Origin of the sequence: Streptomyces sp. 3214.6 (assembly GCF_900129855.1) — a bacterium.
Lineage (GTDB): Bacteria > Actinomycetota > Actinomycetes > Streptomycetales > Streptomycetaceae > Streptomyces > Streptomyces soliscabiei.
In genome coordinates this window covers 5,084,001-5,103,549 of record NZ_LT670819.1, presented here as the reverse complement: position 1 = coordinate 5,103,549, position 19,549 = coordinate 5,084,001, and the positions used below count along the sequence as shown (strand labels likewise).

Sequence of the window (19,549 nt, the reverse complement as noted above, 5' to 3'; positions counted from 1 at the left end):
GAATTTGCGTAACGCCGATCTCTTGTTACCGTTCGAGTAGCCCGGTTGCTGGTGCATCCCCCGTCGCCAGCAACCGGGTTCTTCTGTGCGCGGCTCCGTTTACACGGTGCCAGCGCACGTCAACTGCCCGTATCCCAACGGGAGTTGCTCCCGGAGCGCAGCAGCAGCGGTCCGTCGACGGTCGCTCCGGCAAACTCCGCGACCGCCGTGTAGGCCGCCAGTTCCCCCCGGCTCCGCTCGTGCGGCGTCTCGCAGGATTCCGGCTCGTCCTCGGCGGCCATCGCGCAGTTCGTCCGCACCGTGCGCCCCGCGGGCCCCATGAGGCTCAGGAAGGCGTCCAGGGCGCGTCCGGTGGCGTTGCGGTAGTAGGTGCGCGCCCAGGTGTCCTCGCCCTGGGACAGCACACAGGTCTGCGCCTCCACGCCGTCGGGGGAGGTGAGTTCGGGGCCGCAGCGGGCGGCGGTGGCCAGGCCCAGGCCGAGCAACAGCGGGGTCCGGGAGGGTTTGCCGGGAAGCGCCTTGGGGTCCGTACGAGCGGCGGATCGCGCGCCCTCCGACTCCCCCGCGTCAGCATCCCCCGCGTCAGCCGGCCGGGTGTCGGCCGAGCGGGAACCGGCCGACTGGGCCGCGCGCCCCTCGTCGCCGACCGGCCCCGCGGACGCCATGGCCAGGGGCAGGGCGATCGCGGCTGCCACGGCGCCCCCGAGGGCGAGGAGACGAAGGTTCATGTAGCGGAAGATAGAGGGCGAACCGGGGCGTCCCGCCCGGCGCGCGCCCGACACCCCTACAACTCGGGCGCGCTCACACCCGTACGAGTGAGGGCGTCGACGACGGCGTCCACCACGGCTTCGACATCGGGCACCCAGGGCGAGGCCGAGCCGGGCAGCGGCGCGCGCTCCCACCGGACGTCGCCGCGGCCGGTCTCGGACGGGGGCAGGGTGATGTAGCCGCCCTCGCCATGGAAGCGGAGGGAGCCGGGCACGAAGTCCTTGGCGTAGAGCAGTTCACCCAGCTGCTCCATCGTGTAGGGCCGTACGAGGAGGAACCAGCGGGTCGGCGAGGCGACGACCGGGCCGAGGCGCATGCCCTGCCGGTCGAGCGCCGCGAGCGCGCGCGAGGCCGCGAGAGCGGGGAGGCTGACCGCGCAGGGGGCCGTGTCCCCGGTGGCCAGGACGATCGGTGCGGCCGGCCGGTTGGTCCACCACCAGCGCACCATGCGCTCGTCGGTGGTGGCCGCGAGCAGGCCGGGGTCGAAGGGGTGAGCACCGGGGACCGTGCACTCCGGGTCGGGGCAGCTGCAGCGGGACGTGCTCCGCTGATCCGCCGCCGCCCCCGGGAGGACGGGCCACTGCCATTTTGTCGCGAAGGTCAGGGCCGAGTCGATCAACTCGGGCCGCCCGTCGCTTCGCTGGGACAGGAGCCTGCGTCGCTTTCCGAGGATCTCGCGCATGAGCGCTCGTTCCTTTCCGTTGCACCGCTGGCAACACCGTGGGTCACATCACACCATGCGTCGATCACTTCACTGTGCGTACCTGTTGGCGCATCACACCCCTGTCCGAGACAGGGGGAACCCCTCAGGGTCGAGCGGTGGCTGCTTCCGCGGCCACTCCGTCCGACTTGCGTCCATCTAATGCCTGGGCGTGGCGTGGGGTGGCGAAGTCTGGCGTTTAACGTCGCGCGTATTTCTCTCCGCCTCCGCCACGGGAGGATGGGGCACGGTCGTCGATGACTATGACGCCCGGGCCGGTCACCAGGTTCCGGGAGGCTCCCCATGAGCTCCCAACGACCCCTGGCCCTTACCGAGTACGTACCCATCACGACCGCTGTGACGCTCCGTGGAGCAAGGCCAGTCGACCGCAAACACCCGTTACCCGAGTCAGTTTTAAGCCAACTTTGCAATTTCGCAAGGGAGCCGGAAGAACCGTGCGTGATTCTCCCAAAGAGCCCACGGACACCAGTAATCCCAGCAGGACAATGCTGGACATCCCCTCACGAGTGCGTGTACATGTGGAGACACCGCTAGCGGCGCAGAATGACATGGGGGTTTGCGATGCTTTTGAGCAATATGCTCCGGTCCGAGAGCCGGACGCCATGAACGCCCCTCACCCTCCGAAAGTGGCTGGAATCGATTCAACGGTTCCCTCGCCCGCACACACTGTCGCGCCCGCGCCAGTGACCCCGGGGTCCCCGACGGTCCCCTCGGCCACCCCCCTCCCCACCGGCTCCCCCGTGCCGGCCGCCCTCCTGACCGACCGGCTCGCCGGCTGGGTCTCGGACCTCACGACCCTCCATGAGCTCACCGAACGTCTCGCCCGCACGGACACGCTGTCGGCGTCCCTGACGGAGTTGCTGCACGCCGGAGCCGCCCTGGTGGGCGCCCGGCGCGGACTCGTCGTCCTGGAGCCCGCCGACCGGCTCGGACCGGAGACCACCATCGGCCTGGGCCTCGGCCGCGCCGACCTCGGCCACATCGAGACCGTCCCGCGCAGCGCCCTGTCGTTCGGGCGGATCCTCGACGGGCTGCCCGGCGGCGAGGGCGAGATCGCCGAACCCGACCTGTTCGCCGAGGCCGGCCTGGACCCCCGCCATCGCGAGGTGGCCGCCCGCCTCGGCTACGCCGCCAGCTACGCGCTGCCCCTGCAGGCGGAGGGCGCGCCGGGCCGCCTCGGCGCGGCCGTATGGCTCTACGACGAGCCCGCCGAGCCGGGCGAGCGCCAGCGCCACCTGGTCGGCCTGTACGTCCGCCACGCCGTCGAGCACCTGGCCCGGTTGCTGGAGGTCGAGCGCACGCGCGCGTGCATGAAGACGATGGCCGAGGAGCTGCTGCCCTCCCGCCTGCCGCGGGTGCCCGGCGTCCAGCTCGCCGCCCGGCACCGCACCGGCCCTCGCGGGGGCGGCGACTGGTACGACGCGCTGCCGCTGCCGGACGCCGCGCTGGGCCTCGCGGTGGGGTCCGTCACCGGGTCCGGGCCGAGCGCCGTCGCCGCGATGGGCCGGCTGCGCGCCTCCCTGCGGGCGTACGCCGTGATGGAGGGCGAGGATCCGGTCGCGGTCCTGTCCGACCTGGAGCTGCTGCTGCGGCTGACCGAGCCGGCCCGTTCCGCCACCGCCCTGTTCGCCTACTGCGAACCCGCCCTGCGCAAGATCACCCTGGCCGGCGCCGGGCACTGCCCGCCGCTGCTGGTCGGCGAGCGGCGCACGGAGTTCGCCGAGACCTCCGTCTCCGCGCCGCTGGGCATGCTGGCCTGCTGGGAGGCGCCGAGCGTGGAGCTGGAGGCCGAGTCCGGCGAGACGGTGCTGTTCTACACCGACGGCCTGCTGCACCGTACCGGCGACCCCGTCGACCGCGCCTTCGCCCGGCTGCACGCGGCCGCCGCCGGGGTGCCCAAGCCGTTGCGGCGCGACCCGGGCGCGATCGCCGACCACGTGCTGCGCACGGTCCTGCCGGACGGGCTCGCCGAGCAGGACAGCGACGAGGACGTGGTCCTGCTGGCGGCCCGCTTCGAGTAGGCGCCGGTGACAGCGTGCAACCTGCCGGTGGCTGCGGGCGAGAGATGCGGTGACAGGTGCGGTAACAGGTCCGACAGGTGCGGTAACAGGTCCGACAGGTGCGGTAACAGGTCCTTCTCGCCTGGGCCCCCTTACGTACGACCGTACGATGGAGGGGGTCCAGTGCCGTATCTAGGAGGATGACCGTGGCGGAGGAGCTCACCCCGGAGACCCCGGAAGTTGAGTCTGAGGAGCCCATCAAGCAGCGGAAGAACGGCCTGTACCCGGGCGTGTCCGACGAGCTGGCCGAGAGCATGAAGTCCGGCTGGGCCGACACGGAGCTGCACGACCTGCAGCCGATCGCCCAGGCCGCCGAGACGGCCGCCCGCCGCGCCGCGCTCTCCGCGCGCTTCCCGGGCGAGCGCCTGGTGATCCCCGCGGGCAACCTGAAGACCCGCTCGAACGACACGGAGTACGCCTTCCGGGCGTCCGTCGAGTACGCGTACCTCACCGGCAACCAGACCGAGGACGGCGTGCTCGTCCTGGAGCCGGTCGCCGACGGCCACCGGGCCACGATCTACCTTCTGCCGCGCTCCGACCGGGAGAACGGCGAGTTCTGGCTGTCCGGCCAGGGCGAACTGTGGGTCGGCCGCCGGCACTCGCTCACCGAGGCGGAGCAGCTGCACGGCATCCCCGCCTCCGATGTGCGCGAGCTGGCGGACACGCTGCGCGAGGCGACCGGTCCGGTGCGGGTCGTACGCGGGTACGACGCCGGGATCGAGGCGGCCCTGACCGACAAGGTCACCGCCGAGCGCGACGAGGAGCTGCGCGTCTTCCTCTCCGAGGCCCGCCTGGTCAAGGACGACTTCGAGATCGGCGAACTGCAGAAGGCCGTCGACTCGACGGTCCGCGGCTTCGAGGACGTGGTCAAGGTCCTCGACAAGGCGGAGGCGACCTCCGAGCGCTACATCGAGGGCACGTTCTTCCTCCGCGCGCGCGTGGAGGGCAACGACGTCGGCTACGGCACCATCGCCGCCGCCGGACCGCACGCCTGCACGCTGCACTGGGTGCGCAACGACGGCCCGGTCCGCTCCGGCGACCTGCTGCTGCTGGACGCGGGCGTCGAGACGCACACGTACTACACGGCGGACGTCACGCGGACGCTGCCCGTCAACGGGCGGTTCACCGAGATCCAGAAGAAGATCTACGACGCGGTGTACGACGCCCAGGAGGCCGGTATCGCGGCCGTCCGGCCGGGCGGCAAGTACCGCGACTTCCATGACGCGGCGCAGCGCGTGCTGGCCGAGCGGCTCGTCGAGTGGGGACTCGTCGAGGGCCCCGTCGAGCGGGTCCTGGAGCTCGGCCTGCAGCGCCGCTGGACGCTGCACGGCACCGGTCACATGCTCGGCATGGACGTCCACGACTGCGCCGCCGCGCGCGTGGAGTCGTACGTCGACGGCACGCTGGAGCCCGGCATGGTGCTGACGGTCGAGCCGGGGCTGTACTTCCAGGCCGACGACCTGACGGTGCCGCAGGAGTACCGGGGGATCGGCGTCCGCATCGAGGACGACATCCTCGTCACGGAGGACGGCAACCGGAACCTCAGCGCTGCGCTGCCTCGGCAGTCGGACGAGGTCGAGAGCTGGATGGCCGCGCTGAACGGCTGACGGCGGATCGATGGCCGGGTACCCGAGGGGGTGCCCGGCCACATTGCGGTCCAGCGGGGCGGTCCAGCGGGGCGGTCTACGGGGCGCGGGGGGCTGGTGTGGACCTGCATGTGGAAGCGGATCCCGGCGAAGGGCGGCGGGCCGGGCTCGAGCGGGCCCTGCGCGACGCCGTGCGGGACGGGCGGCTGGCGCCCGGAACGCGGCTGCCCGCGACGCGCCGGCTCGCGGGCGAGCTCGGGATCTCACGAAACACGGTCAAGGCGGCCTACGACCAGCTCGTCGCCGAGGGCTACCTCACCGCCCGCCAGGGGTCCGGCACACAGGTCGCGCCGCTGCCCCCCGTCGCCGCCGAACCGCCGGAGGCCGCCGCACGCGCGCGTGCGCCACGTTTCGACCTGCGGCCCGGCAGCCCGGACGTCGGGGCGTTCCCGGCCGCGGCCTGGCTGCGCGCGCTGCGCCGCGCCATCGCGACGGCGCCCTCACTGGCGTACGACTACGGCGACCCGCGCGGCCGTATCGAGCTGCGCACCGCGCTGTCGGGGTACCTGGGGCGGGCGCGGGGTGTCATCGCGCCGCCGGAGCGGATCGTGATCACCTCCGGGTACGTGCAGGGCCTGGCGCTCCTCACCCGCGTGCTGGACGGCGCCCGGGTCGCGATGGAGGACCCTGGGCTGCCCTTCCACCGCGAGGTCGTACGGCGGGGCGGCGGGCGCGTGACGCCGGCACCGGTCGACGAGCGGGGGGTGCGGGTCGGGGAACTGGGCGACGTGGCGGCCGTGGTCGTCACACCGGCCCACCAATACCCGACCGGCGTGACGCTGCACCCCGGGCGGCGGCGGGCGCTGACGGAGTGGGCACGCGCGCGTAGCGCACTGATCGTCGAGGACGACTACGACGGCGAGTTCCGCTACGACCGTCAACCCGTCGGCGCGCTCCAGGGCATGGCGCCGGGGCAGGTCGTCTATCTGGGCACCGCCTCCAAGACCCTCGGGCCGGCGCTGCGGCTGGGCTGGATGGTGCTGCCGCCGCACCTGGTCGACACGGTCGCCGACGTAAAGCTGCACAGCGACCACCACACCGAGACCATCGGCCAGCTCGCCCTCGCCGAACTGATCGACAGCCACGCCTACGACCGCCACGTGCGCGCCTGCCGACTGCGCTATCGGCGGCGCCGAGACCTGCTCCTCGACCGGCTCGGTGCGCGCCGGGGCGTACGCGGGATCGCGGCCGGGCTGCACGCGCTGGTGGAGGTCGGCGACGAGGCGGAGGTGCTGGCCCGCGCGGCCGCGACGGGCCTGGCCGTGGGCCGACTCGGCGAGCACTGGCACGAGCCGTCCGGCGACCGCCTCCAAGGGCTCGTGATCGGGTACGGGACGCCCCGGGAGCGGGTGTATCCGCAGGCGTTGGAGGCGCTGGCGAGGGTGCTGGACGGCAGCTGACGGTGTGCACCGGCCGGACTGATCGGGCTCATCGGGCTCGTCGGGCTCGTCGGGCTCGTCGGGCTCATTGGGCTCATTGGGCCAGTCATATGGTGGGGGATTGGCGCTGTTGAGGGGCCCACTGCGCTTCTAACGTCGTCCGTATGACGAAGAGTACGAAGAGTTCCCCGCAACGCCTGCTCGCCCTCGCCCAGTTGAGCAACTCGGTCGGGGACGGCGCGTACTACACGACGTCGGCCCTCTACTTCACCCAGGTGATCGGACTCGCCCCCGCGCGCGTGGGGCTCGGGCTGACCGTCGGGTGGGCGGTCGGTTCGCTCGCGGGGGTGCCGCTGGGGCGACTGGCCGACCGGCGCGGGGCGCGCGGTACGGGGGTGCTGCTGGCGCTGGCGACAGGGCTCGCGGTGGCGTCGTTCACCCTGGTGCGCGGTTTCGTGCCGTTCGTCCTCGTGGCATGCGGATACGCGGCCGCGCAGTCGGGGCTCGCGGCGGCGCGGCAGGCGCTGCTGGCCGGCCTGGTGCCCGCCGGGGAGCGGACGCGGCTGCTCGCACGCCTCCAGGCGACGCTGAACGCGGGTCTGGCGGTAGGCGCCGGGCTCGGCGGACTCGCACTGCACGCTGGGACGCGGGCAGCGTATCTGGGCGTGTTCGTGGTCGACGCGGTGAGCTTCCTGGTGTGCTCGCTGCTGCTCGTCGGACTGCCCCGGCTCGCGTCCCGCGCAGGGCGCCCGCGCGGGAACGGCCTGGGGGTGCTGCGGGACCGGCCGTATGCGCTGGTGGCGCTCCTCAACACGGTCCTGCTGCTGCGGCTGCCCCTGCTCAGCCTGGTGCTGCCGCTGTGGATCACCGAGCGGACCGCGGCGCCCGCCTGGCTTGTCTCCGCCCTGTTCGTGCTCAACACCGCCGCGGTGACGGCGTTCCAGGTACGGGCGGCGCGCGGTGTGACCGGACTCGCGAGCGCCACGCGCGCGGTGCGGCGCTCGGGTTGGGTGATGTGCGCCGCGTGCGCGGTGTTCGCGCTGTCGGCGGGCGCCTCACCCTGGATGGCGGCGGGCGCGCTGGTGCTGGGGGCGGTGCTTCAAGTGGCGGCGGAGATGGCCCAGTCGGCGGGCTCCTGGCAGCTCTCCTTCGACCTCGCCCCGGCCGACCGGGTCGGTGAGTATCAGGGTCTGTTCGGCACCGGCGTCACCGTGGCCCGCACCCTCGGCCCGCTGGCCCTGACCTGGCTGCTCATCGAGTGGGGCACACCCGGCTGGCTGCTCCTGGGCGCGGCCATGATCGCGGCATCGCACGCAATGGGCCCAGCGGCCCGAAGGGCAGCGACAAGCCGGGAGCGACAGCAGACGCCGGAAACCCGACTGATACCGGCGAGTTGACGGCAGCAGGGACGCGGGCGGGCAGGCGGGCGGGTTGCAGGCAGGCGTGGGGCGGCGGGCGCGCTGGCGGCCGCGCCGGTCGGCTGGCGGCGGCTGGCGACGGCTGGCGACGGCTGGCGACGGCTGGCGGCGGCCACGGGACGGGTCTTGTCAGCGTCGGGTGGCTCGCGCAGGGGAGACCGGTCTGCGTCGGCCTCAAGTTCCCGGCACGGGGCCCGCGCACGCTCGGCGACCGTCGCGTCGGTCTCGGGCTGCCCGGGTCGGTGCGGTGGTCGGCAGGGTGTCGACGAACAGGGTGCCTGCCAGGAGGCCTGCGGTGTGCAGGAGTTCGGTGTCCTGGAGGGTGGTCATCACGCTGAGGTGACAGACGCTCAGACGGCGATGAGGGGCGCGTCCTTGCGCCACTTGAGGATTTTGTCGAAGCTCACCACCGCGCCGCTGAGCCCCGGCTTGTTGCCGATGTGGACGTGGTCGGCGAGTTCCTGGATGAGGTAGAGGCCGCGGCCCTGCTCGGCGTCGGTGTTGGTGCGGACCGGGGCAGGTGCGGGGCTCCCGCCCGTGAACCCCGGGCCCGAGTCGGCGACCTCGATGCGGCACTTCTCACCGTCGAGGTACGCGGTGACGCGGTACGCCTCCGAGCAGCCGCCGTGCGCGGTGTCCCCACCGTGCTCGACTGCGTTGGCGCAGGCTTCGCTCAGGGCGACGGACAGGTCGTAACTGACGTCGGGATCGACGCCTGCCGTCTCCATGGTGCCGATCAGCAGACGGCGGGCGAGCGGAACGCTCGCGGCTTCGCGCCGGAGATGGAGTGACCACCAGATGCTCATGCTCCAGCCTCCTGGCTGCGGCTCGACATACCGATACGTATTGCCGCCCAGCGCCGTATGTAAGCGCGATTTCCGCGTGATGCCGCCCATATGGGGGATGCACGCAAACCAGGAATCGGTGTATGTGGGAACCAACAGCACCAGTCACACCAGTCGGAACCAGAAGGTGATCTTCCATATCGTAGGAACCTTGTGGACCTGCCGTATGGGCGCGGTAAGGCCAGTGCGATGATGAGCCCGCCATGACTGCCCCCCACGGTGAGCGCTCCGGACGCGATCTACGGCTGCTGCGGGCCGCGGTGTTCGCCGCGGTCTGCGTCGTGCTGGCCGCGGCCGGGCACACCATGGCCTCCTGCGCCACCCTTCCGCCGTGGACGCTGGGCGCGGGATTCCTGGGCGCCCTCGCGGTCGTGCTGCCGCTCGCCGGACGCACGCGCTCGCTGCCCGGCATCGCGGCGCTCCTCGCGCTCGGACAGACCGTGCTGCACACGCTCTTCGGCCTCGGTCAGCACACCGCCGCCGCCACGACCGCCACCACCACCGTCGGCTCCGGCGCGCTGTCCGCGTCCGACGCCACGCTCGTCGAACGCGCGGCACGGCTGGTGTGCGGGGCCTCGGCCGCGGCGATCAGCCCCGCCCAGGCACAGAAGCTGCTCGTCGACGCGCGGCTCTACCGTCCCCAGGGCGCCGGCAGCGGCGCCGGGACGGACATGAGCGGGATGCGGGGCATGACCGGGACCGGCGGCATGCGCGGGACGGTCGGCATGAGCGGGATGGGCTCCGCGCACCATCCGGCGGACGCCCTGTCCACCGCCGGGTCGTCGATGTCCCTGCTGCCGTCCGTGCCCATGCTGCTCGGCCACCTCCTGGCGGCGGTCGCCGCCGGATGGCTGCTGCGGCGCGGCGACACGGCCCTGCTGCGACTGCTCGCGCTGTCGGCCCACGGCGTCGCCGAGGGAGCGCTCGTACGGTCCCTGCGCGGGGCGCTCGCGCTGGTGCGCGCCCTGCTCGCGGGTCTGCCCGGCCTGCCCGGCGCAAGGCCACGCGTCCCGCACCCCGCCCTGCTCGCGCCATCCGCGCCCCGCACCGTCGCGCTTCAGCACTCGGTGATCAGACGAGGACCGCCGGCCGTATCCGTTCTCGTCCTCGCTGCCTGACGCGACACGACCAGCACTCCACCACACGGGGGGGGCGGCCGCCGTCGTGCGGCACGCGCGCGTGCACACCACCGAGTGCGCGCCTCTCCTCACCCGCAGATTCACTCAGAGTGGAGTGCTCCCTGTCATGAATGCCTCTCGCATCGCCTCCAGCGTCACCTCCCGCGTCGCCGCCGCCGCTGCCGTCGCCGGCTGTGCCGTTCTCGCCCTGTCCGCGCCCGCCTTCGCGCACGTCAGCGTCGCCGCCGAGGGCGTCGCCGCCAAGGGCGGCTACGCCGTCGTCGACTTCAAGGTCCCCAACGAGCGGGACGACGCCTCGACCACCAAGCTCGAGGTCACCTTCCCGACCGATCACCCGCTGGCCTCCGCGATGCCGGAGCCGATCAACGGCTGGAAGATCGAGGTCACCAAGGCGAAGCTCGCCAAGCCCCTCACGGTGCACGGCAAGCAGATCTCCGAGGCCGTCTCCAAGATCACCTGGACCGCCACCGGCAAGGGCATCGAGGCCGGCTACTTCCAGAAGTTCCCGGTCTCCGTGGGCGCGCTGCCCGAGGACGCCGAGGAACTCGTCTTCAAGGCGATCCAGACGTACTCCAACAAGGAGGTCGTGCGGTGGATCGAGGTCCAGGAGGACGGCGCGGAGGAGCCGGAGAACCCGGCCCCGGTGCTGGCTCTGTCGGCCGCTTCCGAGGGCGGCCACCACGGCACGAGCGCCGAGGACGCCTCCGACGAGTCCTCCGCCGACGCCAAGGCGTCCGCCGCGAAGACGACCGAGGCAGCCTCCGACTCCGGCGGCAGTGACACGACCGCCCGGGTCCTCGGCGTGGTCGGCATCGTCGTCGGCGCCGCCGGTGTGGCGTACGGCGTGCTCGCCGGCCGCCGCCGGACCACGACCGAGGCCTGAGCCCCACCCCCCGTCGGACCGGCCGCCCTGTGGCCCGGCGCCCGACGCCTGCTCGTCCGCGACGCGCACCGGGGACACGCACGCACCCGCGCGTGCGACCCCGGTGCACGCCGGAGTTCACACATCTGGGACATTTTTCTATGCGCAAGAAGACGTTCGCCGTGGCCGCGCTGCTCACCGCCGCCACCCTCACCCTCTCCGCCTGTGGCAGCGGCAGCGGCAGCGGCGGCAGTTCCGTCGCCGCCGTCTCCGAGGACGGCGCCTCGAAGCAGGCCGCGACCGTGCTCGACCAGCCCTTCACCAAGCCCGACCTGGTCCTCACCGACACCCAGGGGAAGTCCTACGACCTCCGCAAGGAGACCGCGGGCCGGCCGACGCTGATCTACTTCGGCTACACCAACTGCCCCGACGTCTGCCCGCTGACGATGAGCAACATCGCCGTCGCCAAGAAGCAGCTGCCCAAGGCCGAGCAGGACGCGCTGCGCGTCGTGTTCGTCACCACCGACCCGGACCGGGACACCCCGGCCGCGCTCGGCAAGTGGCTCAAGGGCATCGACCCCCAGGTCGTCGGCCTGAGCGGGAAGTTCGCGACCATCCAGGCCGCCGCCCGCACCCTCGGCATCTCCGTCGAGGCGCCGCACAAGGACAAGAACGGCAAGATCGTCTCCACCCACGGCACCCAGGTCGTCGCCTTCTCCCCGAAGACGAACGGCGGCTACCTCCTGTACGGCGAGGAGGCCACGGTCAACGACTACACCAAGGACCTCCCCAAGATCATCAAGGGCGAGAACCCGTGAGGCGTGTGCGGTCGATGCGGCTTGTGCGGTCGGTGCGGCGTGTGCGGTCGGTGCGGTCTGTGCGGCGGCCCGCGAGGCTCCTCGCCGTGCCCGCCACCGCCGTCACCGGGGCGCTGCTGCTGGCGGGCTGCGGGTCGGACTCCGACGGACGGGCCGAACTGTCCGTCCGGGCCGCCTACATACCGCAGCCCGTCTCCGACACCATGGCCGCCGGTTTCCTCACCATCGTCAACAAGGGCGGTGCGAAGGACGAACTGACCTCCGTCACCAGTGCCACCGCGGGCAGCGTCACCCTCCACGAGACCGTCGGGTCGTCGATGGAGGAGGTCACGTCCCTCGATGTGCCGGCGCATGGTCAACTCGTGTTCAAGAGCGGCGGTAACCATCTGATGTTCGAGAAGCTGAAGAGCAAGCCGGTGCAGGGCCAGACGGTGGCCGTCGAGCTGCACTTCGCCGCGTCCGACCCCCTCGAGGTCGAGATTCCGGTCGAGTCCGCCACGTACACCCCGAAGACCGGCCACTGAGGGAGGGACCACCTTGACGCAGACCATCGCCCCCCGCGTCCGGATGTTCATGCTGCTGTTCCTGGCGGTGACCGGCGCGCTTCTCGCCTGCGCCGGACCGGCCTCCGCGCACGCCGCGCTGACCGGCAGCGACCCCGCGCAGGGGGTGGTGGTCGACAAGGCGCCCACCCAGGTGACGCTGACCTTCTCCGAGACCGTCTCGATGAACGACGACTCGCTGCGCGTCCTCGACCCCAAGGGCACCCGCGTCGACAGCGGCAAGGCGACCAACACCAGCGGCACGTCGTACGCCGTGCAGCTGCACTCGGGGCTGCCCGACGGCACATACACGGTGACCTACCAGGTGGTGTCCGCCGACAGCCATCCCGTCGCCGGCGCCTACACCTTCTCCATCGGCGCCCCCTCCAAGACCAGCGTCTCGGTGTCCGACCAGGGGGCCGGCGGCGGGATCGTCGGCGGGCTCTACGGTTTCGGGCGGTACGTGTCGTACGCCGGATTCATCGTGATGGCCGGCGGGGCCGCCTTCGTGCTGGTCTGCTGGCAGCGCGGCGCCGGGGCGCGGGCCGTGCAGCGACTCATCGTCTCCGGCTGGCTCGCGATGACCGCGGCCACCCTGTTCCTGCTGCTCCTGCGCGGCTCCTACACCAGCTCGGGCAAGCTCGGCGACGTCTTCGACCTCGACCTCCTCGGGGAGGTCCTGCAGACCAAGACCGGCGCCGCCCTGGTCTCCCGGCTGCTGTTGCTCGCCGCGGCCGCCCTCTTCATCGCCGTGCTCTTCGGCGCGTACGACAAGCGAGAGGACGAGGAGAAGCGGGATCTGACCTTCGGGCTCGCCATCGGCGGAACCGTCGTCGCCGCCGGGCTCGCGGCGAGCTGGGCCATGGCCGAGCACGCCTCGACCGGGCTGCAGCCGGGCATCGCGATGCCGGTCGACGTGCTTCATCTGCTGGCGGTCGCGACCTGGCTCGGCGGGCTCACCGCGCTCCTCGTGGCGCTGTACCGGGCGCCCGCCGACCGGCCCGTCGAGACAGCCGTCGTCCGCCGCTTCTCCCAGGTCGCCTTCGGCAGCGTCCTGGCCGTGGTCGCCACCGGCGTCTACCAGTCCTGGCGTCAGCTCGGCTCCTGGTCCGCCTTCACCGACACCCGCTACGGACAACTGCTGCTCATCAAGATCGGGCTCGTGGCGCTGCTCGTCGGCATCGCGTGGATCTCCCGACGCTGGACGGCCCAGCTGGCGGACACGACGACGAAGACGACGGACCGGAACTCCGCGGCCGAGAAGCCCACGGCGGAAAGCCGCACAGCCGAGACGGCCACGGTCGACGGGTCCACGGCCAAGACAGCCACGGTCGACGGGTCCACGGTCGATGGGTCCACGGTCGAGGAGGCCGCCCCGGAGGCCGTCCCGCAGTCCGCCCTCGACTCCGCGGCCGAGTCGGCGCCCGAGAAGGAGCACGTCACGGCGGTGGCCGGGAGCGGATCCGGGGCCGCGAGCGAAGCCGGGACCGGAGCCGGAGCCGGAGCCGGGGCCGGGGCCGCCAAGGCCGGGTCCGGCGGAGCGAAGCGGGCCGCGCAGCTCGCCCGGCAGCAGGCCGCCGTCGACGCCACCCGGCAGAAGCGGCTGCGGGACTCCGATCCAGGCCGCTTCGGCCTGCGCCGCTCGGTGCTCGCCGAGGCCGGCGTCGCCGTCGTGCTGCTCGGCGTCACCACCATCCTGACGTCGACGGAACCCGGCCGCACGGAGCAGGACGCCGCCAAGGCCACCCAGTCCTCCTCCTCTTCCTCTACTTCTTCGTCCTCCTCGGGGGATTCCACCTCCGGCGCCCTGACGCTGGACATGTCGTTCGACACCGGCGGCACGGACGGCAAGGGCGTGGTCAGCGTCGACCTCGACCCCGCACGGGCCGGCGCCAACGAGATGCACGTCTATGTGACCCGGCCCAACGGCCGCGCCTTCGACGTGCCCGAGGTCAAGGTCGCCTTCACTCTCGAAGCCAAGAAGATCGGGCCGCTGCCCGTCTCCCCCGACCACATCACGACCGGTCACTGGTCGGCGACCGGAGTACAGATCCCCCTGGCCGGCGAGTGGAAGATCGCCGTGACCGTGCGGACCTCCGACATCGACCAGGTGACCGTCTCCAAGAACGCGCAGATCGGCTGAACCGCACCATGCCCGACCAGTCCGTCCCCGAGGCCCGTACGCCCCAGATTCGTACGCCCGAGTCCCGTACGCCCGAGACCCACACCTCCGTGGACGAAGGCGCGCCCTCGGAATCCCGCTCCCCCGAGGGGCTGACACGGCGCAAACTGCTCGGCACCGCAGGCACCACCGGTCTCGTGCTCGGCGCGGCCGGCGGCGCCGTGGGCTATGCGACGGCGCCGTCGCAGGCCACGCCGCTGTCCTCGATCGGCGCCGACGAGGCGATGTTCCACGTGAAACATCAGCCCGGCATCACCCAGGGGCTCCAGGCCCGCGGGCATCTCGTCGCCTTCGACCTCGCCGCCGGCGCGGGCCGCAAGGAGGCCGCCGCGCTGCTGCGCCGCTGGTCGGAGACGGCTCGGCGGCTGATGGCGGGCAAGGCGGCGGCGAACGACGACACCGACGTGGCCCGGGACGCCGGCCCCTCCTCGCTGACGGTCACCTTCGGTTTCGGCAACAGCTTCTTCGCCCGCACCGGGCTGGAGAAGCAGCGCCCGGTCGCCCTCGACCCACTCCCCGACTTCTCCTCCGACCACCTCGACAAGTCCCGTAGCAACGGCGACCTGTGGGTGCAGATCGGTGCGAACGACGCCCTGGTCGCCTTTCACGCCCTGCGCGCCATCCAGAAGGACGCGGGCAGCGCGGCGAAGGTCCGCTGGCAGATGAACGGCTTCAACCGGACGCCGGGTGCCACCGCCCACCCCATGACGGCCCGCAACCTGATGGGTCAGATGGACGGCACCCGCAACCCCAAGCCGACCGACTCCGACTTCGACCAGCGCATCTTCGTCCCGGCGTCCGGCACCAAGGACCCGGCGTGGATGGCCAACGGCTCCTACGCCGTCGTACGCCGTATCCGCATGCTGCTCGACGACTGGGAAAGGCTGTCGCTCAAGGACCAGGAGCAGGTCATCGGGCGCAAGAAGTCCGACGGGGCGCCGCTGTCGGGGGGCGGCGAGACGACCGCGATGGACCTGGAGAAGACCGACGCCCGCGGCGATCTGGTCGTCCCGATCAACGCGCACGCCCGTATCACCCGCCCCGACCAGAACGGCGGCGCGGCGATGCTGCGCCGGCCCTTCTCCTACCACGACGGCATCGACCCGGACGGCACTCCGGACGCGGGTCTGCTCTTCGTCTGCTGGCAGGCGGACCCGTTGCGCGGCTTCGTCACCGTGCAGCGCAAGCTGGACCGCGGGGACGCCCTGTCGAAGTACATCCGCCACGAGTCGAGCGGCCTGTTCGCGGTGCCGGGCGGCGCGGCCGAGGGGGAGTACGTGGGCCAGCGACTGCTGGAGTCGTGAAGTTACGGCCCGTCGTGCGGATTCATTCCTGCGAGCGGCTGTCGTGAGACGCATACGTCCGGATACGCAAGGGCCATTAGGGTGAGGTCATGCCAGCGAGCTATGCGTATCTCGGCCCCGAGGGCACCTTCACGGAGGTCGCCCTGCGCACGCTTCCGGAGGCTGCCACCCGGCAGCTGATCCCCTATGTGTCGGTCCAGTCCGCGCTCGACGCGGTGCGCACTGGCGAGGCCGAGGCCGCGTTCGTGCCCATCGAGAACTCCGTCGAGGGCGGGATCACCACGACCCTGGACGAGCTGGTCGCGGGCGCGCCGCTGATGATCTACCGCGAGGTGCTGCTGTCGATCACCTTCGCGCTGCTGGTGCGGCCGGGCACGAAGCTGGCGGACATCAAGACGGTCTCAGCGCATCCGGCCGCGCAGCCGCAGGTCCGCAACTGGCTGAAGGGGAATCTCCCGGACGCCCTGTGGGAGTCGGCCGCCTCGAACGCGGACGCCGCCCGGCTGGTCCAGGAGGGCCGGTACGACGCCGCCTTCGCGGGCGAGTTCGCGGCCGCCCGCTACGGCCTGACGGCCCTGGAGACCGGGATCCACGACGCCGAGAACGCTCAGACCCGGTTCGTGCTGGTGGGCAGGCCCGCCCGGCCCGCCGCGCCGACCGGCGCGGACAAGACGTCCGTCGTGCTGTGGCAGCGCGACGACCATCCCGGCGGCCTGCGCGACCTGCTGGGCGAGTTCGCCACCCGGGGCGTCAACCTCATGCTGCTGCAGTCCCGGCCGACGGGCGCGGGCATCGGCAACTACTGCTTCTGCATCGACGCCGAGGGACACATCTCGGACCGGCGGATGGCAGAGGCGCTCATGGGGCTGAAGCGCATCTGCCGCGAGGTGCGCTTCCTCGGCTCGTACCCGCGCGCGGAGGTGAGCTCGGCGGACGTGCCGACTCCGCTGCCGGGGACCTCGGACGGCGAGTTCGTGGCGGCGTCGGACTGGGTGGCCCGCTGCCAGGACGGCCGGTTCTAGCAGCCGGTCCCCTAGCGGTTCTGGCTGTCGTTCACGCCGTCCTGGCTGCCGTTCAGCCGGTCCTATCTGCGTATCTTCGTTATCCACAGAAGTTATCCACAGGGCGGCATCTCGACCTGGGGACAAGTCGACAACGTCGATCACCGAAGCCCCACCCAGTCGACAAATCGGCCTCCATGACACAAGGGCGACTCGCAACCTGCGCGTCACCCTTCGTCCACCTGTTTCCTTCGATCAATCCTTTGGGGCGACCCATTTCCACCCGAAAGTGGGTCGGCAGACGGTTTGGGCAAGGAATTGACCGAGCCCCACGGCACTATCGGAATGATCAATTCCAATGTCCACAGATCTTTCGCACACCCTGTGGATAACCATCCCGGGGGTGTGGATACCTGTGGACAACGGCACCCCCAAGTCCCCTCCTCCACAAGGAAATCGAGTCAACGAGACGCCCATCACATGCCCCGTCCCAGGGAGTGAGACGCTTTTCATTGACACGCGCGGCAATTCCCTCATAACTGAACGTAAGCCATGAATCGGAAGCCTCGGCCTACGGTCGGCCCACGGTTCGGAATGGTGAGTCGTGAGCGGCAACCCCGCACGGGTAGCCTTGGCCGCGTGATTGACCTTCGCCTGCTCCGTGAGGACCCCGACCGTGTGCGCGCGTCCCAGCGCGCCCGTGGAGAGGACGTCGCGCTCGTCGACTCTCTCCTGTCCGCCGACGAGCGGCGCAGGTCGTCCGGCGTCCGCTTCGACGAGCTGCGCGCCGAGCAGAAGTCGCTCGGCAAGCTCATCCCCAAGGCCTCCGCGGACGAGAAGGCCGAGCTGCTGAAGAAGGCGAGCCAGCTCGCCGCCGACGTCAAGGCCGCCGACGCCGAGCGTGACGCCGCCGACGCCGAGACCCAGGAGCTCCTGCAGCGGCTCGGCAACCTCGTGCACCCCGACGTGCCCGTGGGCGGCGAGGAGGACTTCGTCACCCTCGAGACGCACGGCACGATCCGCGACTTCGGCGCCGAGGGCTTCGAGCCCAAGGACCACCTGGAGCTCGGCCAGCTCCTCGGCGCGATCGACGTCGAGCGCGGCGCGAAGGTCTCCGGCTCCCGCTTCTACTTCCTCACCGGCGTCGGCGCCCTGCTGGAGCTGGCCCTGGTGAACGCGGCGATCGCGCAGGCCACGGCGGCCGGCTTCACGCCGATGCTCACCCCCGCGCTGGTGCGTCCGCAGTCCATGGCGGGCACCGGCTTCCTCGGCCAGGCCGCCCAGGACGTCTACCACCTCGACAAGGACGACCTCTACCTCGTCGGCACCTCCGAGGTCCCCCTCGCCGCGTACCACATGGACGAGATCATCGACGCGGACAAGCTCCCACTGCGCTACGCGGGCTTCTCGCCCTGCTTCCGCCGCGAGGCCGGCTCGCACGGCAAGGACACCAAGGGCATCTTCCGCGTCCACCAGTTCGACAAGGTCGAGATGTTCTCGTACGTCACGCCCGAGGACTCGACGGCCGAACATCAGCGGCTGCTGGCGTGGGAGAAGCAGTGGCTGTCCTCGCTGGAGCTGCCGTTCCGCGTCATCGACGTCGCCACCGGTGACCTCGGCTCCTCGGCCGCCCGCAAGTTCGACTGCGAGGCGTGGATCCCCACCCAGGGCAAGTACCGCGAGCTGACCTCGACCTCGGACTGCACCGAGTTCCAGTCCCGCCGTCTGTCGATCCGCGTCCGCGAGGGCAAGCAGGTCCGCCCGCTGGCCACGCTGAACGGCACGCTGTGCGCCGTCCCGCGCACGATCGTCGCGATCCTGGAGAACCACCAGCAGGCCGACGGTTCCGTGTACGTGCCCGAGGTGCTGCGCCCGTACCTCGGCGGCCGGGAGGTCCTAGAGCCGGTGGCCAAGTGAGCGCCGCGCCTCCCGCCCGCGGGCTCCCCTACCGCCTGATCGCGACCGACCTCGACGGAACGCTGCTGCGCTCCGACGAGTCGGTCTCCCGGCGCACCCGTGACGCCCTCGCCGCGGCCACCGCGGCGGGCGCCGCGCACATCGTGGTGACGGGCCGCGGGGTCCCGTGGACCCGGCACATCCTCGACGACCTCGGCTACGACGGCCTCGCGGTCTGCGGCCAAGGCGCACAGGTGTACGACGCCGGCGAGCATCGTCTGCTGACGTCGGTGACCCTGGACCGGCAGCTGGCCGCGGTGGCCCTGGCGAAGATCGAGGCGGAGGTCGGGCCGCTGTACCTGGCGGCCAGCCGGGCCGGCCTGGACGGAGACGTGCTGGTCGGCCCCGGTTACGCGGTCACCGGCGCACTGCCTTCGACGCCGTTCACGGACGCGTCCGACCTCTGGTCCGCGCCGCTGAGCAAGATCTACATACAGCATCCCGAGCTGTCCGACGACGCGCTGGCCGAGGCCGCCCGGCGGGCCGCCGGTGGCTTCGTCACGGTCGCGATGGCCGGCCAGGGCATCGTGGAGCTGCTCCCTCTGGGCCTGTCCAAGGCCACGGGCCTCTCCCTGGCGGCCCGCCGCCTGGGCCTGAAGGCCGCCGACACGATCGCCTTCGGCGACATGCCCAACGACATCCCGATGTTCGCCTGGTCCGCACACGGCGTAGCCATGGCCAACGCCCACGAGGAACTCAAGGCAGTAGCCGACGAGGTGACAACCTCGAACGAGGACGACGGCATCGCGGCAGTACTGGAGCAACTGCTCCCCTAACCAGCCCCAACCAGCCGACCTGACGGGCTGACGGGCTGGCGGGGCGATCGCCGCAGGCGATCAGGGGCGCGGGAAACTGCGCGACCAGCCCCGACGCTCCCGCACCCGAACGGCTCCCGCACCCGAACGGCT

16 protein-coding genes are annotated in these 19,549 nt (G+C 71.7%); 13 read left to right on the top strand and 3 right to left on the bottom strand.

The window, feature by feature from the left end:
• Nucleotides 1-119: 119 nt before the first annotated feature.
• Both B5557_RS22940 and B5557_RS22935 read right to left on the bottom strand, forming a co-directional pair.
• Nucleotides 120-728 (bottom strand): hypothetical protein, encoded by a 609-nt coding sequence (locus B5557_RS22940; protein ID WP_079661242.1) that lies wholly within the window; start codon nucleotides 726-728, stop codon nucleotides 120-122.
• A 56-nt stretch (nucleotides 729-784) separates the two neighbouring features.
• Nucleotides 785-1,450, bottom strand: a complete 666-nt coding sequence (locus B5557_RS22935) for a bifunctional DNA primase/polymerase (protein WP_079661241.1) — start codon at nucleotides 1,448-1,450, stop codon at nucleotides 785-787.
• Nucleotides 1,451-1,974: 524 nt separating this feature from the next.
• On the opposite strand from B5557_RS22935, the gene B5557_RS22930 reads away from it, so the two are divergent.
• The 4 genes from B5557_RS22930 (at nucleotide 1,975) to B5557_RS22915 (ending at nucleotide 7,971) form a co-directional block, all read left to right on the top strand.
• Entirely contained in the window at nucleotides 1,975-3,510 is a 1,536-nt protein-coding gene (locus B5557_RS22930) for a PP2C family protein-serine/threonine phosphatase (protein WP_079661240.1), read from the top strand.
• Between the two features lie 185 nt (nucleotides 3,511-3,695).
• Nucleotides 3,696-5,156: an aminopeptidase P family protein gene (locus B5557_RS22925; RefSeq protein ID WP_099937210.1), complete on the top strand. Its 1,461-nt coding sequence runs from the start codon at nucleotides 3,696-3,698 to the stop codon at nucleotides 5,154-5,156.
• A gap of 98 nt (nucleotides 5,157-5,254) precedes the next feature.
• A complete protein-coding gene (gene pdxR, locus B5557_RS22920) occupies nucleotides 5,255-6,595 on the top strand; it encodes a MocR-like pyridoxine biosynthesis transcription factor PdxR (RefSeq protein WP_079661238.1) in 1,341 nt (446 codons plus the stop codon).
• 143 nt (nucleotides 6,596-6,738) lie between these two features.
• Nucleotides 6,739-7,971, top strand: coding sequence for an MFS transporter (locus tag B5557_RS22915; protein WP_079661237.1), 1,233 nt, complete (start codon nucleotides 6,739-6,741; stop codon nucleotides 7,969-7,971).
• A 371-nt stretch (nucleotides 7,972-8,342) separates the two neighbouring features.
• Here the strand turns inward: B5557_RS22915 and B5557_RS22910 are convergent, their stop codons facing one another.
• Nucleotides 8,343-8,798: an ATP-binding protein gene (locus B5557_RS22910; RefSeq protein WP_079661236.1), complete on the bottom strand. Its 456-nt coding sequence runs from the start codon at nucleotides 8,796-8,798 to the stop codon at nucleotides 8,343-8,345.
• 242 nt (nucleotides 8,799-9,040) lie between these two features.
• Between B5557_RS22910 and B5557_RS22905 the strand changes: the two genes are divergently transcribed.
• From B5557_RS22905 to B5557_RS22865, 9 genes are all read left to right on the top strand, one after another.
• Nucleotides 9,041-9,955, top strand: coding sequence for a hypothetical protein (locus tag B5557_RS22905; protein WP_079661235.1), 915 nt, complete (start codon nucleotides 9,041-9,043; stop codon nucleotides 9,953-9,955).
• Between the two features lie 127 nt (nucleotides 9,956-10,082).
• Nucleotides 10,083-10,859, top strand: coding sequence for a YcnI family copper-binding membrane protein (locus B5557_RS22900; protein ID WP_079661234.1), 777 nt, complete (start codon nucleotides 10,083-10,085; stop codon nucleotides 10,857-10,859).
• A 140-nt stretch (nucleotides 10,860-10,999) separates the two neighbouring features.
• Nucleotides 11,000-11,656, top strand: coding sequence for an SCO family protein (locus B5557_RS22895; protein ID WP_079661233.1), 657 nt, complete (start codon nucleotides 11,000-11,002; stop codon nucleotides 11,654-11,656).
• Between the two features lie 14 nt (nucleotides 11,657-11,670).
• A complete protein-coding gene (locus B5557_RS22890; RefSeq protein ID WP_079661232.1) occupies nucleotides 11,671-12,180 on the top strand; it encodes a copper chaperone PCu(A)C in 510 nt (169 codons plus the stop codon).
• A gap of 13 nt (nucleotides 12,181-12,193) precedes the next feature.
• Nucleotides 12,194-14,341 (top strand): copper resistance CopC/CopD family protein, encoded by a 2,148-nt coding sequence (locus tag B5557_RS22885; protein ID WP_079661231.1) that lies wholly within the window; start codon nucleotides 12,194-12,196, stop codon nucleotides 14,339-14,341.
• Between the two features lie 8 nt (nucleotides 14,342-14,349).
• The gene (gene efeB / locus B5557_RS22880; RefSeq protein WP_079661230.1) at nucleotides 14,350-15,684 is read left to right on the top strand and encodes an iron uptake transporter deferrochelatase/peroxidase subunit; all 1,335 of its coding nucleotides are present in this window, start codon (nucleotides 14,350-14,352) and stop codon (nucleotides 15,682-15,684) included.
• Nucleotides 15,685-15,773: 89 nt separating this feature from the next.
• Complete coding sequence (gene pheA, locus B5557_RS22875) at nucleotides 15,774-16,706, top strand: prephenate dehydratase (RefSeq protein WP_079661229.1); 933 nt, start codon at nucleotides 15,774-15,776, stop codon at nucleotides 16,704-16,706.
• A gap of 618 nt (nucleotides 16,707-17,324) precedes the next feature.
• The gene (gene serS / locus B5557_RS22870; RefSeq protein WP_079661228.1) at nucleotides 17,325-18,602 is read left to right on the top strand and encodes a serine--tRNA ligase; all 1,278 of its coding nucleotides are present in this window, start codon (nucleotides 17,325-17,327) and stop codon (nucleotides 18,600-18,602) included.
• Nucleotides 18,599-19,417, top strand: a complete 819-nt coding sequence (locus tag B5557_RS22865; RefSeq protein WP_079661227.1) for an HAD family hydrolase — start codon at nucleotides 18,599-18,601, stop codon at nucleotides 19,415-19,417. The genes serS and B5557_RS22865 overlap by 4 nt, the downstream gene beginning before the upstream one ends.
• The last annotated feature ends 132 nt before the right edge of the window (nucleotides 19,418-19,549 follow it).